General features: G+C 43.0%; 12 protein-coding genes. 2 read left to right on the top strand and 10 right to left on the bottom strand.

Translation table 11 applies throughout. The features are described from left to right. Positions 1 to 325: 325 nt before the first annotated feature. On the top strand, positions 326 to 2,878 hold the full coding sequence (locus tag IQ274_RS10290) for a penicillin acylase family protein (RefSeq protein WP_194142175.1): 2,553 nt from the start codon (positions 326 to 328) through the stop codon (positions 2,876 to 2,878). Positions 2,879 to 3,066: 188 nt separating this feature from the next. Beyond that, complete coding sequence (locus tag IQ274_RS10285; RefSeq protein WP_163929308.1) at positions 3,067 to 3,510, top strand: hypothetical protein; 444 nt, start codon at positions 3,067 to 3,069, stop codon at positions 3,508 to 3,510. A gap of 37 nt (positions 3,511 to 3,547) precedes the next feature. Here IQ274_RS10285 and IQ274_RS10280 read toward each other — a convergent pair whose 3' ends face one another. The 10 genes from IQ274_RS10280 to IQ274_RS10240 all read right to left on the bottom strand — a co-directional run bounded on the left by IQ274_RS10280 (position 3,548) and on the right by IQ274_RS10240 (position 14,306). Next, complete coding sequence (locus IQ274_RS10280) at positions 3,548 to 4,231, bottom strand: class I SAM-dependent methyltransferase (RefSeq protein WP_194142174.1); 684 nt, start codon at positions 4,229 to 4,231, stop codon at positions 3,548 to 3,550. Continuing rightward, the gene (locus IQ274_RS10275; protein WP_194142173.1) at positions 4,228 to 4,560 is read right to left on the bottom strand and encodes a low molecular weight protein tyrosine phosphatase family protein; all 333 of its coding nucleotides are present in this window, start codon (positions 4,558 to 4,560) and stop codon (positions 4,228 to 4,230) included. Before IQ274_RS10275 ends, IQ274_RS10280 begins: the two co-directional genes overlap by 4 nt. Positions 4,561 to 4,744: 184 nt before the next feature. Next, positions 4,745 to 5,596 (bottom strand): hypothetical protein, encoded by an 852-nt coding sequence (locus IQ274_RS10270; protein WP_194142172.1) that lies wholly within the window; start codon positions 5,594 to 5,596, stop codon positions 4,745 to 4,747. A 269-nt stretch (positions 5,597 to 5,865) separates the two neighbouring features. Next, the gene (locus IQ274_RS37715; protein WP_322745220.1) at positions 5,866 to 6,072 is read right to left on the bottom strand and encodes a hypothetical protein; all 207 of its coding nucleotides are present in this window, start codon (positions 6,070 to 6,072) and stop codon (positions 5,866 to 5,868) included. Next, complete coding sequence (locus tag IQ274_RS37710; protein ID WP_322745219.1) at positions 6,073 to 6,414, bottom strand: hypothetical protein; 342 nt, start codon at positions 6,412 to 6,414, stop codon at positions 6,073 to 6,075. Between the two features lie 14 nt (positions 6,415 to 6,428). Then, positions 6,429 to 9,221, bottom strand: a complete 2,793-nt coding sequence (gene secA, locus IQ274_RS10260; RefSeq protein ID WP_163929311.1) for a preprotein translocase subunit SecA — start codon at positions 9,219 to 9,221, stop codon at positions 6,429 to 6,431. A 318-nt stretch (positions 9,222 to 9,539) separates the two neighbouring features. Continuing rightward, positions 9,540 to 10,151, bottom strand: coding sequence for a diheme cytochrome c (locus tag IQ274_RS10255; RefSeq protein ID WP_228058131.1), 612 nt, complete (start codon positions 10,149 to 10,151; stop codon positions 9,540 to 9,542). A gap of 508 nt (positions 10,152 to 10,659) precedes the next feature. Continuing rightward, a complete protein-coding gene (locus tag IQ274_RS10250) occupies positions 10,660 to 11,568 on the bottom strand; it encodes an AAA family ATPase (protein ID WP_194142171.1) in 909 nt (302 codons plus the stop codon). Between the two features lie 94 nt (positions 11,569 to 11,662). Next, a complete protein-coding gene (locus tag IQ274_RS10245) occupies positions 11,663 to 12,742 on the bottom strand; it encodes a bifunctional riboflavin kinase/FAD synthetase (RefSeq protein ID WP_194142170.1) in 1,080 nt (359 codons plus the stop codon). 667 nt (positions 12,743 to 13,409) lie between these two features. Beyond that, a complete protein-coding gene (locus tag IQ274_RS10240) occupies positions 13,410 to 14,306 on the bottom strand; it encodes an MBL fold metallo-hydrolase (protein ID WP_194142169.1) in 897 nt (298 codons plus the stop codon). Positions 14,307 to 14,490: the final 184 nt, after the last annotated feature.

Below are 14,490 nucleotides of genomic sequence, written 5' to 3'. Positions count from 1 at the left end.
TGGCTCTCCTATAAAACTTACGCAATAACTCTCTGAAATTCTTATTCCTTTGTGTCCTACCCTGCGGGAAGCCGCTCCGCGTCTATGCGCCTTTACGGTATGCCTCCGGCACGCTACGCGAACGTTTTTCCATTATTTTGCGTAAGTCCTGTCGTAAAGAGCGGGAAGCTAGCGCAACAGGCTCTATGCCCCCTGCTCCCTTGTCTCTTTTTCTAACCAGCCAACTTGTTTAGAGGAGTTTCTCCAGAATTTTGTGGGCATCAAATTAATATTGCTCGCTCTACTGTAATATCAACGTTGTAATATAGTGTGATTTCACTAAACAATGCCACTGCAAGCCCAAATAAAAAACTTCAGGAAACGTTGGTTTCCTCGGATTCTCAAAAGAACTTTAATTGTGCTGTTAGTGCTGGGGCTATTGTTAGTGGGATTCGCCACCTACACTGTGCGCCAATCCTTTCCGCAAGAGAGTGGCACAATTCAACTACCTGAACTCAAAGCTGAAGTAACCATCCAGCGCGATAAATGGGGAATTCCCCACATTTATGCTGCCAACTCTCACGATTTATTTATGGCGCAAGGTTATATCCACGCCCAAGACCGTTTTTGGCAAATGGATTTTTGGCGACACATTGGTTCTGGGCGACTCTCAGAAATGTTTGGTTCCTCTCAGCTTGACACTGATAGATATCTGCGGACAATGGGTTGGGCGAGGGTGGCGCAGCAAGAAATTCAGGAAATCAATGCAGAGATGAAGGCATACCTGGAAGCATATTCAGATGGTGTCAATGCTTATCTGAAAGAGCATCAAGGTAACGCCCTGAGTCTAGAATACGCTGTGCTAAAATTCCTCAATCCTGGGTATAAGCCAGAACCTTGGCAAATATTGCATTCTCTAACTTGGGGGAAGGTGATGGCTTACGATTTGGGTACAAATTTCCAGAGTGAAGTTGAACGTGCCATACTACTTAAAACCCTTACTCCCACTCAAGTAGAAGAACTTTATCCACCTTATCCTCAAGACTTGCCAGCGATTTTACCTGAGTTCCAAAAAGGGAAAACAGGAGAGGATGAAAATTTTAACGAGACACCATTCACCGCTTTTGATATTGAGGAAGTAATAGAGTCAATTACCAAGCCGATGATGGCTTTGGAACAACTCATTGGGCCTACGGGAATAGGCATTGGTTCTAATAACTGGGTGATATCCGGTGAGCTTACAGATACAGGTAAGCCAATTTTGGCAAATGACCCCCACTTAGGTGTGCAAATACCCTCTATATGGTACGAGGTTGGTTTGCACTGTGTATCTAAGAGTGCAGAATGTCCCTACAACGTTACAGGCTTTTCCTTTGCGGGAATGATTGGGGTAATTATCGGTCATAGTGATCGCATTGCCTGGGGTGTAACTAATGTACTATCTGATGTGATGGATTTATATATCGAGAAAATCAATCCCAAAAATCCCAATCAGTATGAGGTAAATGGCAAATGGGTTGATATGAAACTCGTGCAAGAAATGATTCAAGTTGCGGGGAGTCAGCCGATTGTGCAAACGGTGCGCTATACCCGACATGGGCCGATTCTCTCTGATGTTTCACCCAATCTTAAGAAGTTCCAGCCAAGTCAGCCCTTAGAAATACCTCAAAACTACGCCGTAGCCCTGCGCTGGACAGCCCTAGAACCTTCCAAATTAGGGTATGCTATTCCCCAAATCAATCGCGCCCAAAACTGGCAAGAATTTCGCACTGCTGCTAGTAATTATGATGTCCCGGCTCAAAATTTGGTCTATGCTGACGTGGATGGCAATATTGGCTACCAAATGCCTGGTAAATTCCCCATTCGTGCCAAGGGAAATGGACGTTATCCCGTTCCTGGTTGGACGGATGAATATGAGTGGCAAGGCTATATTGACTTTGAGAAGTTACCCAAAAGTTTCAATCCGTCTCAAGGCTATATTGCTACTGCCAATAATTTAGCGATGCGTAAATATCCTTATTTAATTACCGCAGATTGGGTTTATGGCTATCGGGCACAGCGCATCGTTGAGATGATTTCACAACAAACCGAACCGATTTCTCTAGAAGATGTGCAGCAGATACAGGGTGACGATCTCAATCTCAATGCACAAACATTAGTACCACTACTGCAATCTATCACTGTTGATACTCCCCGCTTGCAAGCAGCCCAAAAACTTCTACGAGATTGGAATTTGCAGTTGGGACTGACATCATCGGCTGCTGCCTTGTTTGAAGTATTCTGGAAACACTTGCTAAGAGACACGTTTCACGATCAGTTACCTGAGAGATACTTTCCCAATGGGGGCGATCGCTGGTATGCTGTGGTAGCAAATTTGGTAAAACAGCCCAATAGTTCTTGGTGGGATAATCGCAACACCGCAAAAGTTGAGAACCGAGACGACATCCTGCGGCAATCCTTTACAGAAGCCGTGGATGAACTAGAACGGATTCAAAGCAAAGATCCGAAAAACTGGAATTGGGGCAAACTACATACTGTTACTTTCCGTAATGCCACTTTGGGTAAATCTGGGGTTGCACCGATTGAAGGTTTATTTAATCGTGGTGCATTTGCGACTGCTGGTAACGGCGAAACAGTGAATGCTAACCGATGGCGAGCAAATAAATCCTTTGAGGTGACAGATATTCCTTCCCTGCGGATGATCGTAGATTTGGGAAATTTGGATAACTCAGTTGCAATTCATACACCTGGACAATCAGGCCATGCTTTCCATACCCACTACAACGATATGGTTGACTCTTGGCGCAATATTGAATATCACCAGATGTTGTCGCAACAAAAGAACGTCACAGATAACACTGCTGCGACATTGAAGTTAATTCCCAAATTGGGACAATAAACTGCAACCCGAATATAGAATGTTAAATTTTGCTACTTAAGTGTAATTACATACACGTTATCGAGAAAATGAAGTATAAAGTAACAGGGCAACAGAAATCAAGATTATTTTTAGAAAAAAGTATTTTCGCTGGCCATCTATTTCTGCTGCCCAACTTTCCCAAAACCTAGTTGGAGATAATAGGATTTATGCAACGCGTATTTAAACAAAGTTTTATGCTTTCAGTCACTACTGCGATCGCATTATTATTTGCAGGGTGTGGAGAAAGTAAAGTTGCCCAATGTAACAAAGTCATCAAGGTTGCAAATCAAGCATCTACTCTAGGTCAGGAATTTGGTAAAAATCCCAATCCAGCAAAAGGTTCTAAAGCTTTAACTGAACTTGCTGGTAAGATAGATCCACTTGCCCAAGAGATGAAAACTCTCGAAATTAAAGATGAAAAGCTACAAGGTTTTCAAGGGCGCTTTATCACACTTTATCAGAACATCAGCAAGGAATTGAATAATGCCGCAGGAGCTATAGATAAAAAGAATCTACCAGCAGCAAAGGGCTTTTTGGTATCTCTGAAAAAAAGTAGTACCGAAGAAAGTTCAATAGTTAAGGAAATTAATAGCTACTGTTCTGGCAAATAATCAATTTTGCATGGAATCTTGATTACAAAAATAGTGCTTAAATAGTCGGTCGATAACCACCAAAAACCGCAAAGCTAAAATTTTTGTACCAGCAATCCACATTTTGAAACCCAGCTGCTTCTAGCCAGTGAAGTTGAATCTCAAGGGTTGCCATGCGATCGTATTCCATGCGTTTTTGTGCAGCTTTAAGATCCTCTTTTGAGATACCCTTAGCACGGATAGAATCTAACCAGTGTTGACGATAAAGTTTTTCTAAATCAGGGGTTTTGCCGAGAACTTGGTCAGCGTTGACAAATATCCCTCCAGGATTGAGGACATCATAAATCCGTTGATAAAGAAGTTCTTTTTCAAAATCTGACAGATGATGAATTGATAAAGCAGAAATTATCAGGTCGTAGGAATCACCCAAATCAGTATCAATGTAGTCACCGATTAAGATTTTGGGAAATTTACCCATTTTGCTAAATCTCAACTTAGCCTTCTCTAACATCTCAGGGGCTAAGTCTAGTAAGGTGAACTCTGCATTTGGGAAAACAGATTGCACCATACCTGAGTAAAGTCCAGTACCAGCACCCAAATCTAGAACCTTTATCGGTGCGATGCGCTCGCTTGGGATGATTTCAACAGCTGTTTTGTAAAAGTCATCAAAACAGGGAATTAAAACACGACGTAAGCTATCGTAATCTGTTGCGGCAGCATTAAAAGCTTCTTGAATATTCATTTTTTAATTTTTAATAAAGGTAAAACTTTCTGCTTTAACAATTCAATTAAAGCTGGTTCCATATACTCATAGTCATCAGGTATATCTAAACAGATAATTTTTTTATCTTTAAGAAAGGGCTGAAAATTTTTTGATAGCTTGCTTTTATGGGATTTTTCCATCACAAATATCATATCAGCCCATCGAATAGCTTCTGTTGATAATGGTACTTGGGCATAGCGATCCAAACCTGCCGAGTCCGTTTCAAATCCTTCATATTCAGAAAACACAGCCTCGGCGGTGGGGCTTCGCAATTGATTCTGGCTACAGATAAACAGAAGCTTTTTCATTAATTGTGCAAGGCTGTGTTTGACTGTTTAAATAAAGCATTTTACTTTGCGATCGCACCACAGACAATCCCAAAACTACGCCAAGTATAAGCGATCACATCTTGTTCAGCTTCAGGAAGTTATATCATCTTTGCGTAGACGCAACGCGGCTTATGCTCCGCTATTACATTCTCAAGTAACTTGGTCAAAGATTTTTGGCTTCGGCTTTCTCTATCAATCTCAAACAAGCATGAATGGTTGCTAGATAGTAATAAAACATCCAACTGTACCAAATAGCTTGATCAAAACCTGTTTTCTGTTTTTCATTATGATGACGGATACCAAAGTTATTAGCAATATTGAACAAATCGCTCTCATCGTTAGAAGTAATTACCTTCTTAATTTTGACTCTAAGGAACTCTAATACATCTACTAAGTCCCTTATAGCATCACGCCTGTCATTAAGAGATGAACGATATCTCCGAAATTTGAGAATAGCTTCTTCCACTTTTTTTTCAATATTTTCTGGATCACATGTAGGTAAATTTGCTTCAAAAAGTAAATCTAGTCCTTCTTCTGCTCTTTCTAAAATTTCACCCTTTTCAGAGAGTTCATAACCATCTTTATAGTCGCAAAGAATATCATTTATTTTATCCCTAAATTCTTTCTGACCAGCTTTTTTATCAAATGTATGATAGTGCCAACCACAATTAGCATAACTGTGATGGGAACCATCAATAGGCTTGGATATCCAATCATGTAATAATTCGATTACATCGAAGAAATCGTCTTCACTATAATTTAAGCACTTATCTTGGATCTGCCATAAGTTAGGCTTTCGCAAACTTCTAAACATTTGAGCTTCAATATCACCTCCTAATTTACCTGCTACTTCTCCCTCATCTACGCATTCATAACCGAAAGCCTCTTGAAAATAATCGTTGGATCTAAACTCCAAATATATATCTCGAAATAAACGACAAAGCATTGGCAAATCAAAGCGAACCGCATCTGGATTTTTACCTGTACGTGTAGAATAGTATCGTCGATTAACCATATTATTTTTTGGATAAATGCGCCTAGTAGTGATTAAAAGATTGGTTTGCTGGGAACAAATAACGCCTCATATCATAGCTAATACTTAAATCTATCGTCTAGTGAAGTGAGGAGTTAAACCATTGAGTCTACAGTCTTATAAGATGAAATACAGCACATTTTTTCACAAATTTTAATTTATTAGGTTTGCCTGAAGTGCATTGAGCAAAGATAAATGATCGCACTACTAAAATTATCCAATCTTTTTAAGATTTAATGTAGAGCGATCGCTTACAATACACTCAAATAAGTTTGCTCAGAATTCATCGGTAAAATCCGCAACTTCCGATTTTTAAGGTCTGGTTCTAACCCTAAAACTTCCATTGGCGTTACACCCAAAAGGGGATATGGTACTTCTGTGAGTTCCAGACAATCAAAGGTTCCTTGACGTTCTCCAATACTTAGTTCTACATCTCGAAAAATTCGCCCCTGCTGCACTCAAGCAGCAGTCTCTACCTGGGCTTCTCCACCTTGGACTAAACCTAGTTGACTAATAATGCTAGCAGGTAAACACAGCAAAGTTGCACCCGTATCAACTAAAACATTATCCAGAGTATAAGAGCGAACTTCCCCCGAAGAAATAAAGCCTCGTTGAGCCAAAACTTGATCAATTCGATTCGTGACAGTAAGGGTAACTATTACTTGCCCCATTTGCTTACCCTGAAGATTTGGTAGCATCAGCTTACCCATTTCAGCAAACTCCTGAAAACAAAATATTTTTGAGAGATGCTTTAAAATACAAAGACGCAAAAACGCCTCTGCGCCTCTGCGTCTCTGCATGAGATATTCTCTACTTACACCATCTCTGATGATGCCTGCATCATCTGTTGTGGCTGCGGTTGGAACATAAACAATGAGTACACCACATCTCGGCGGATGTTGACCATCATATCCAAGAAGAGTTCGTAACCCTCGCTCTTATACTCAATTAGTGGATCTTTTTGCCCGTAACCGCGTAATCCCACTGATTCGCGTAAGGCATCCATTTGTTGCAGGTGTTCCCGCCACAGGGTATCAATGCGTTGCAAAATAAAGAAACGTTCCGCTTGACGCATGAGTCCGGGTTGAACTTGGTCAATTTGCGCTTCTTTGAGATCGTAAGCAATCCGCACCTGTTCATGGAGGAAGGCTTTAATCTCGCCGACTGTCATATCTTCTAATTGATTTGGTTGCAAGTCTGCTAGTAGATAGACGAATTCTTTGACTTTCTCAACCAACTTTTCTAACTCCCACTCTTCTGAGGGTAAGTCTATGTTGATATAGTAATCAACGATGTCATCCATCGTTTTTTCAGCGTACTTGATTACCTGTTCTTTCAAATCTTGACCTTCTAAAACCCGTCGGCGTTCAGCATAAATAGCACGACGTTGATTGTTCATCACCTCGTCATACTCAAATACCTGCTTACGGATGTCATAGTAGTAGGTTTCGACTTTTTTCTGTGCGCCTTCCAAACTGCGGGTAAGCATCCCAGACTCGATAGGCATATCTTCTTCCACTTGGAAAGCATTCATTAACCCAGCAACGCGATCGCCACCAAAAATCCGCAGTAGGTTATCCTCTAAACTGAGGAAAAATCTCGTGGTTCCAGGGTCGCCTTGTCTACCTGCACGTCCGCGCAACTGGTTATCAATCCGCCGCGATTCGTGGCGTTCTGTACCAATTACGTGCAAACCACCGATTCCCACTACCTCATCATGTTCACGGGTAGTAAATTGTTCATATTCCTGTTTAACGCGGTTGTAAGCTTCCCGCAATTTTAGAATCACAGGGTCGTCGATAGGAGCTTTTTCAGCAGCTACAGCTACCTTGTCTTCAGCTTCCAGTTCCGGTAAACTGCGATCGCCATACTCTCGTACTGCAATTTCTACTGCATCTTTGAGTAGTTTCTCTGTTTCTTTTGTTAATTGGGTGGGGAAAATTTCTGGTGAAGCCCGCCAAGTTTTGACTTTTTTGCCAGGGACAAAGCCTTGACCACCACCGTGTCCTGTAGGCAATCCGGCTGGTCTTTGAACGCCAAAGCTATCTTCATCTTCTGGCATGACGATGCGGGGCATAAAGTATTCCCGCAGCTTCAAACGTGCCATATATTCGGAGTTACCACCCAAGATGATGTCTGTACCTCTACCAGCCATGTTAGTTGCAATGGTGACAGCACCTTTCCGTCCAGCTTGGGCGACGATTTCCGCTTCACGCTCGACATTCTCCGGTCTAGCGTTGAGTAATTCGTGGGGAATCTCTAGCTGCTTCAGCAATCGGCTGAGAAGTTCGGATTTTTCTACACTGGTGGTTCCCACTAACACAGGTCTGCCGAGTTCGTGCATTTCCGCACATTCTTTAGCGATCGCACCCCACTTGCCTGGTTCTGTCTTAAAGACCATATCAGACAAGTCTTCGCGTCTTCTGTCACGGTTGGTAGGAATTACCGCAACTTCCAGCTTGTAAATTTTTTCAAATTCTGGTTCTTCCGTTTTTGCTGTTCCGGTCATTCCACCGAGTTTTGGATACAGCAAGAAAAGATTTTGATAAGTAATTGTCGCTAGAGTTTGAGTTTCTGGCTGAATCTCTTCGTGTTCTTTAGCTTCAATAGCCTGGTGTAGACCATCACTCCAACGCCGTCCAGGTAATACCCTACCGGTAAATTCATCCACAATTACTACTTCCCCATTGCGGACGATGTAATTTACATCCTTGAGGAAAAGTTCTTTAGCTTTAATCGCATTGAAAACGAAGTGTGCCCAAGGATCTTCTGGGTCAAATAAATCTGTAACTCCCAAAAGATTTTCGGCTTCCGCAAAGCCTTCATCTGTCAATAGCACGTTACGAGCTTTTTCATCTACATCATAATGCTCGTCTTTTTTGAGTGTGAATGCTATTTCAGCGGCTTGCAGATACTTTTCTGTAGGTCTTTCCACCTGCCCAGAAATAATTAGAGGTGTCCGCGCCTCATCAATCAAAATCGAGTCTACCTCGTCAATTACGCAATAATTGAACGGACGTTGCACCACATCTGCCATTGATGTCGCCATGTTATCCCGCAGGTAGTCAAAGCCGACTTCGCTGTTGGTGACATAAGTGATATCGCAATCGTAGTTTTTCTGGCGTTCAGTGGGAGTCATGCTTGACTGGATTAGCCCCACACTCAATCCCAAGAATCGATGCACCTGTCCCATCCATTCAGCATCCCGACGAGCCAGGTAATCGTTCACGGTGATGACATGTACACCTTTACCAGTCAAGGCATTTAAATAACTTGGTAAGGTTGCTACCAGCGTTTTACCCTCACCAGTTTTCATTTCGGCAATTTGCCCTACGTGCAAAATGATACCGCCAAGGAGTTGGACATCAAAGTGCCGCAAGCCTAACACTCGCCGTCCTGCTTCCCGAACAACGGCGTAAGCTTCTGGCAAAAGGTCATCCAGGGCTTCACCTTTGGCGAGTCGTTGTTTAAATTCGACGGTTTTACCTTTTAGCTCCTCATCGGAAAGAACCTTAATTTCTTCCTCTAAAAGGTTAATTTCAGTAACAGAAGGTTGGTATTTTTTAAGCTTACGAGCGTTGGGGTCGCCCAACAAAAGTTTTAGCATGGCAGATTATAGAACTGAATCAAGGGGGATGGGGATTAAAGGTTCGGCATTGATTATAAACATTTAACCCAACCCAACCGTCTTGGTTGTGGATGGGTGTCAAATGAGAATTACCTCAAAAACAGGAGAAAAACTAGCCAATCATTTAGTAAACTGATTGGTTTTAACTCTTATCTTATATTTAGTCTTTCTTCATAGTATCATTTTGCCCCCAGATGGGGCCAGAGAAGGAGTGGGGGAATAGAGTTATGAGTTATAAGTTATGAATTTTTCAACTCCTAACTCCTGTAGAGACACGATTAATCGTGTCTCTACTCCTCACTTCCATTCTGCTGACAGGCGGCGAAAATTGTAGTCACTAGCGCCTTGATGACAGCTGACACAGCTGCCAAGCTGGACGGGACGTGGTAACTTAACTCCTGGATGTAAAGCTTTGAAATAACGTGAGTTACTGAGGCGATAGGGTGTTTCTTCGTCGTCTCGCTGCACACGCGAGAAAGTTGAAAGATATTTCCACACCAAAATGCGCGGCGGATCGACCAAAGGCTTTAGTTGTGCGCCGTAGTGCTGCGAGTCTTGTAGGAGATTTTTCCAAGTTTGGGTGGGTAAAACGGCTGGTGGTAAGGCAATGTGGCAGGTGGAGCAGTTTTCCAAATACAGCTCTTGCCCCAGTTGGTACTGTGCAGGTACTACGTCAACAGTGCCAATTTCGACGGGGGGAGTAGCGCTGTGAGCGTTAGTTGCCAAGGCTAGAAGCCAACCCATAGCTAGGCTCCACGTGACAATTACCAGAAGTAAACCGAAAAATTGGCGTTTGAACTCGCGTTCGGCACTTTGCTGTAACGCTTGGCGTTGGCGTAGCCCGCCGTAGGCATCGCTTCGGGCAGAGCGTAGCTCATCGCGGGTTTTGCGCTTAACAAAAATTGACATTCCTCACATTCCCAGATATTTAAAAGTGGCGCTTGTGCTAATCATAGGACTTACGCAGTATTGGTAGTGTTTCAAATTTTGTGTAAGTAGTTTTAGTAATGGCAAGCAGCTCTGCGTTTATACATCTCTTAAGATTAATTACAGTGGCACACTCCTGGCTATGTAACGAAAAATATCTTGGTAGTTTTAACCTGACTCAATAAAAAAATCAGCCAAAATATCTTAGATTTAATTTGTACTAATATACTCCTCGATCCAACCTGGAATAAATCGTCAATAGCAAAATACTTGTAGTTTCTGCATCAATCCTGTTTCATAACTCACTAATTTTTTTCTATCTTATTTTGTAGGAAATTCTAACATTTGAAATCCAAGCAAGAGAAGGGAATTTAAGTCTATCCCTTCCTTTAATACAGGGTTGCATTGGATTTCAGATTCTGTTAGTGGTATTTCAAGAGAAAGCAATTAGACCAAGATTGAGAAACAACTCTTATCTACCTTTTTTACCTCAAGGAATAGAAACCGATCGCAATAATCGCTCAACAACAGTTCTAGTGTTGCGTCCTCCTCTAGGAATAAGGCGATGGCAAAGAACGTGAGGAACGAGAAACTTCACATCATCGGGAATGGCATAATCACGCCCTAATAAAAAAGCAAGCGCTTGGGCAGCCCGTTGTAATGCTAATGTGCCACGCGGACTGACACCAAGGGCGATTTCCTCATCTTGGCGTGTTGTCCGTACCAATTCGAGGATGTACTGTTGCAAAGAAGTTGTCACTTTTACTTGAGAGCAGATGTAACGCAATTCCTGTACTTCTGCCAAGGTAATACAAGGCTGCAAATCAGCAACCTTCACACCATTTTGGAGATTTTGCAGCATCAGGAGTTCTTCTGCCTCTGAAGGATAGCCCAAACTCAGCGACAACATGAACCGATCCATTTGCGCTTCCGGCAGGGGAAAAGTACCTTGATACTCGATCGGGTTTTGAGTAGCAATGACAAAGAAGGGCTGGGGAACTGGACGAGAGACACCATCAACTGTTACCTGATGTTCTTCCATAACTTCCAGCAAAGCTGACTGAGTGCGAGGTGTAGCGCGGTTAATTTCGTCAGCTAAGAGAATATTGGTAAAGACTGGCCCAGGAAGAAAAGTAAATTCGCCGCTTTTTGGGTTCCAAATGTTAGTGCCAGTAATATCAGTTGGCAGTAAATCGGGGGTACATTGTAGGCGTTGAAATTTACCATCCAGTGAACGAGCTAGAGATTTAGCGAGTAGGGTTTTACCAACACCAGGAACATCTTCTAGTAGGGCATGACCACCACCTAGCAAGGCTACTAGCACTAAGCGTATTGCCTCAGCTTTGCCAACAATGGTAAGAGCCAGATTTTGTGTTAAAGCGTCAATTTTTTCTCTCATGCAGTGCGGGGAGTGGGGAGTAGGGAATTGGGAATTGGGAATTGGGCATTGGGAAGATGAATTAATAACCCATGCCCCAAGCCCCATGCCCTATCTATTGTTCCCACTCAGCACTCAAAACTTCTTTAGCAACAACGCAGTCAAGTTGAATTTGTGTTTTTAAGGCTTCTAGAGAAGGAAATTTTTGTTCAGGGCGCAAAAATTTAACTAGTTCCACAGCCAGTTTTTTGCCATACAAATCACCAGACCAATCGAATAAATGTACTTCCGCAGATGAATAAGTACCATTTACAGTTGGGCGGTTGCCGATGTTCATTACGCCCAAGCTCTCACTAGAAGCAGCATCTGATGTTTCACTAAGAGTAAAAACACGGACAGCGTAAACTCCTTGGCGGGGCAAAAACTTTTCTTTTGGTAGTTGGAGATTGGCGGTGGGAAAGCCAATTGTTCTACCCAATTGTTGACCTTGAACCACAACACCAAAGAGAGTATAGGGGCGACCTAGTAGTAAATTTGCGTTTTCGATGTCGCCTTGCTCAAGGGTTTGGCGGATCAATGAAGTGCTAATGCGGGCATCTTGAGTTGGATTAGTACTAACGCAACTGCTTTGGGTGGGCGAGTCACCTGTATAAGTTTGTAAGGGAACGATGGTAACGGGGATATTGTGTTTGGCGGCGATTAATTGCAAATCTTTAGCAGTGCCACTGCGCTTTTCGCCAAAACAAAAATCCTGTCCGATGCTAATTCGCTGGCATTGCAGTTGCTGGACGAGAATTTTTTGGACAAAATCTTCGGGGGTCAAAGCAGATAATTCTTTGTCAAAGGGTAGTAATACTAGTTGTTCTACCCCAAGCGATCGCAATTGTTGGACTTTTTCATCCAGTGGCGTTAACAATGTCCGGGGTTGCCCCGTAAAAAACTCCTGTGGATGGGGGTCAAAGGTGACAACTGTTGAGTAAGTATATTCTTGATTTGTTAGTTGTTGATTTTCCTTTGACTGGGGACTACTGGCTACTGACAAGCGATCGCCAGGGTGCAAGACTGGTTGAATTACCCTTTGATGACCAAGATGAACGCCATCAAACTTGCCAAGGGCAACAGCAGTCGGCGTTAGCAGCCCTTCGCTCGAAGAAGCAACCCACACAGAACACCCATTTTGAGACAAATTTAGCACGTGGATTCTGAGATTTTAGGTTTATTTTAGCTATCAGCAGGAAGCTACCTTATGGTAAACCGCCTTGAGGAGGACATTCACCAACTGCCCATGAGGTCTTGTGCGATCAGCCAGGGTGTTGATGCCACCCCTTTTAGCTATCAGCCAAAAGCCTAACCCACGGGAAGTAGCCCCAGATGGGATCTTATGCCATCAGCTTGACTACTAATTTTAGATTTTAGATTTTTATTTTTTGGTTCATTCCTCGCTCTTAATAGGCAGAACAAATCCAAAATCTTCAGAACTAATACCCGAACCTTGTAGCGGGACGTTCGCAGAGCGTCTCGCAGAGAAGACTGTTGTCTGTTTCAATCCAAAATCCAAAATTGGTTGACAGCTAATTGCTAATTCCAGATACCCCAAATACCAGAGCTAAAAAGGCTCTAGTTCCTTGTTGAGACTGCAACGAGGTAAAACCTCATTCAGCCGCAAGAGAGGGTCTTGTGGGTGCCTGGGCTGTGTTGGTGAATCTATAAAGTCTATCCTCCTGTTGTCGCCCTTATCCTATGGTTGGCGTGACAACTCTGGGCAGCGCTGTCTCACCTTGCAGCCAACAGGTACGCTCTCGCGCTGAAAGCTTCTGATCACCAATCTAATCTAAAATCTCCAATTCCTGCGATCGCAATCTTTAGGAAGAAAACTTACTAACAGGAAAAGATTCTGATAAGGCTACTGAGGTAGGAATCTGAAGTACCATTCCTTCCCGTGCCATAATAGCACCAGGAAATTTCTCAGAGGCTTGTTGCCCTACACAATCCAAAAAGTCGTCATTGTGGGCGGGGTCGTGGTGGTAAATTACCAAAGTTTTGACGTTAGCAGCTTGTGCCACTTTCACCGCTTCTTGCCAGGTAGAATGTCCCCAACCAATTTTTGGGGTTTTTGGGGAGTGGTATTCTTCATCTGTGTAGGTGGAATCGTAAATCAGAATATCAGCATTACGAGCTAGCCACAGCACATTGTCATCGAGTCGGTCAGGAAAATGTTCGGTATCAGTAATATAAGCAGCAGCACCACCACGCCAGTTGACACGGTATCCTACGGCTTCTCCTGGATGGTTTAAAGGTGCTGTTTCTACGGTAACGTCATCGATGTGGATTGGTTGCCCCGGTCGAATGTCGTAGAACTTTAAATTGGCTTGCATAATCTGCAAGGGTACGGGAAAGTTCGGGTGTAACATTTGATCGTTGAGGCGCTGCTCTATGGTCGAGCCATCAGGTGCGATCGCGCCGTAGATATGAAAGTCATTTCCCTTGACAAATCCTGGGGTAAAGAAGGGAAAACCCTGCATGTGATCCCAGTGAGAGTGAGTAAAAAATATGTGACCTTCTAACGGCATTTGGCGCAACCAAGATTGCCCTAAAACATGTAGCCCTGTGCCAGCATCGAAAACTAAGCGTTTATCGCCCGCTTGCATTGATATGCAAGGGGTATTACCGCCGTAGCGAACGGTGTGTGGCCCTGGACTGGGGATGCTGCCGCGAACGCCCCAAAATTGTACGGTAAATTGATTCTCTATCCTAGACATGGGTGTTGCTTGCTGGACTGAGCGGGCGATAACTGGAAAAATTACTACTTAAATTGTCTAAGTCTATGCTGTCTTACCGATTGTATTAGAGGGAAGATTTCTTGGTAAAACAGCATACCCTGTTTCTGGCTGATTGTGTAAATGTGGATGAAATACTGTCAGGGAGAATTTTCTAGCTTTTGGG

This window comes from Nostoc sp. LEGE 12447 (assembly GCF_015206985.1).
In the GTDB taxonomy this organism is placed as follows: domain Bacteria; phylum Cyanobacteriota; class Cyanobacteriia; order Cyanobacteriales; family Nostocaceae; genus Nostoc.
Note: the sequence above shows the minus strand (reverse complement) of the source record. Positions and strands in the feature narration are given on the sequence as shown.

Bases quoted from the DNA above. Each gene is read 5' to 3' on its own strand.
- IQ274_RS10290 (WP_194142175.1), top strand. From the start codon at position 326: ATGCCACTGCAAGCCCAAATAAAAAACTTCAGGAAACGTTGGTTTCCT.
- IQ274_RS10285 (WP_163929308.1), top strand. From the start codon at position 3,067: ATGCAACGCGTATTTAAACAAAGTTTTATGCTTTCAGTCACTACTGCG.
- IQ274_RS10280 (WP_194142174.1), bottom strand. From the start codon at position 4,231: ATGAATATTCAAGAAGCTTTTAATGCTGCCGCAACAGATTACGATAGC.
- IQ274_RS10275 (WP_194142173.1), bottom strand. From the start codon at position 4,560: ATGAAAAAGCTTCTGTTTATCTGTAGCCAGAATCAATTGCGAAGCCCC.
- IQ274_RS10270 (WP_194142172.1), bottom strand. From the start codon at position 5,596: ATGGTTAATCGACGATACTATTCTACACGTACAGGTAAAAATCCAGAT.
- IQ274_RS37710 (WP_322745219.1), bottom strand. From the start codon at position 6,414: ATGCAGAGACGCAGAGGCGCAGAGGCGTTTTTGCGTCTTTGTATTTTA.
- secA (WP_163929311.1), bottom strand. From the start codon at position 9,221: ATGCTAAAACTTTTGTTGGGCGACCCCAACGCTCGTAAGCTTAAAAAA.
- IQ274_RS10255 (WP_228058131.1), bottom strand. From the start codon at position 10,151: ATGTCAATTTTTGTTAAGCGCAAAACCCGCGATGAGCTACGCTCTGCC.
- IQ274_RS10250 (WP_194142171.1), bottom strand. From the start codon at position 11,568: ATGAGAGAAAAAATTGACGCTTTAACACAAAATCTGGCTCTTACCATT.
- IQ274_RS10240 (WP_194142169.1), bottom strand. From the start codon at position 14,306: ATGTCTAGGATAGAGAATCAATTTACCGTACAATTTTGGGGCGTTCGC.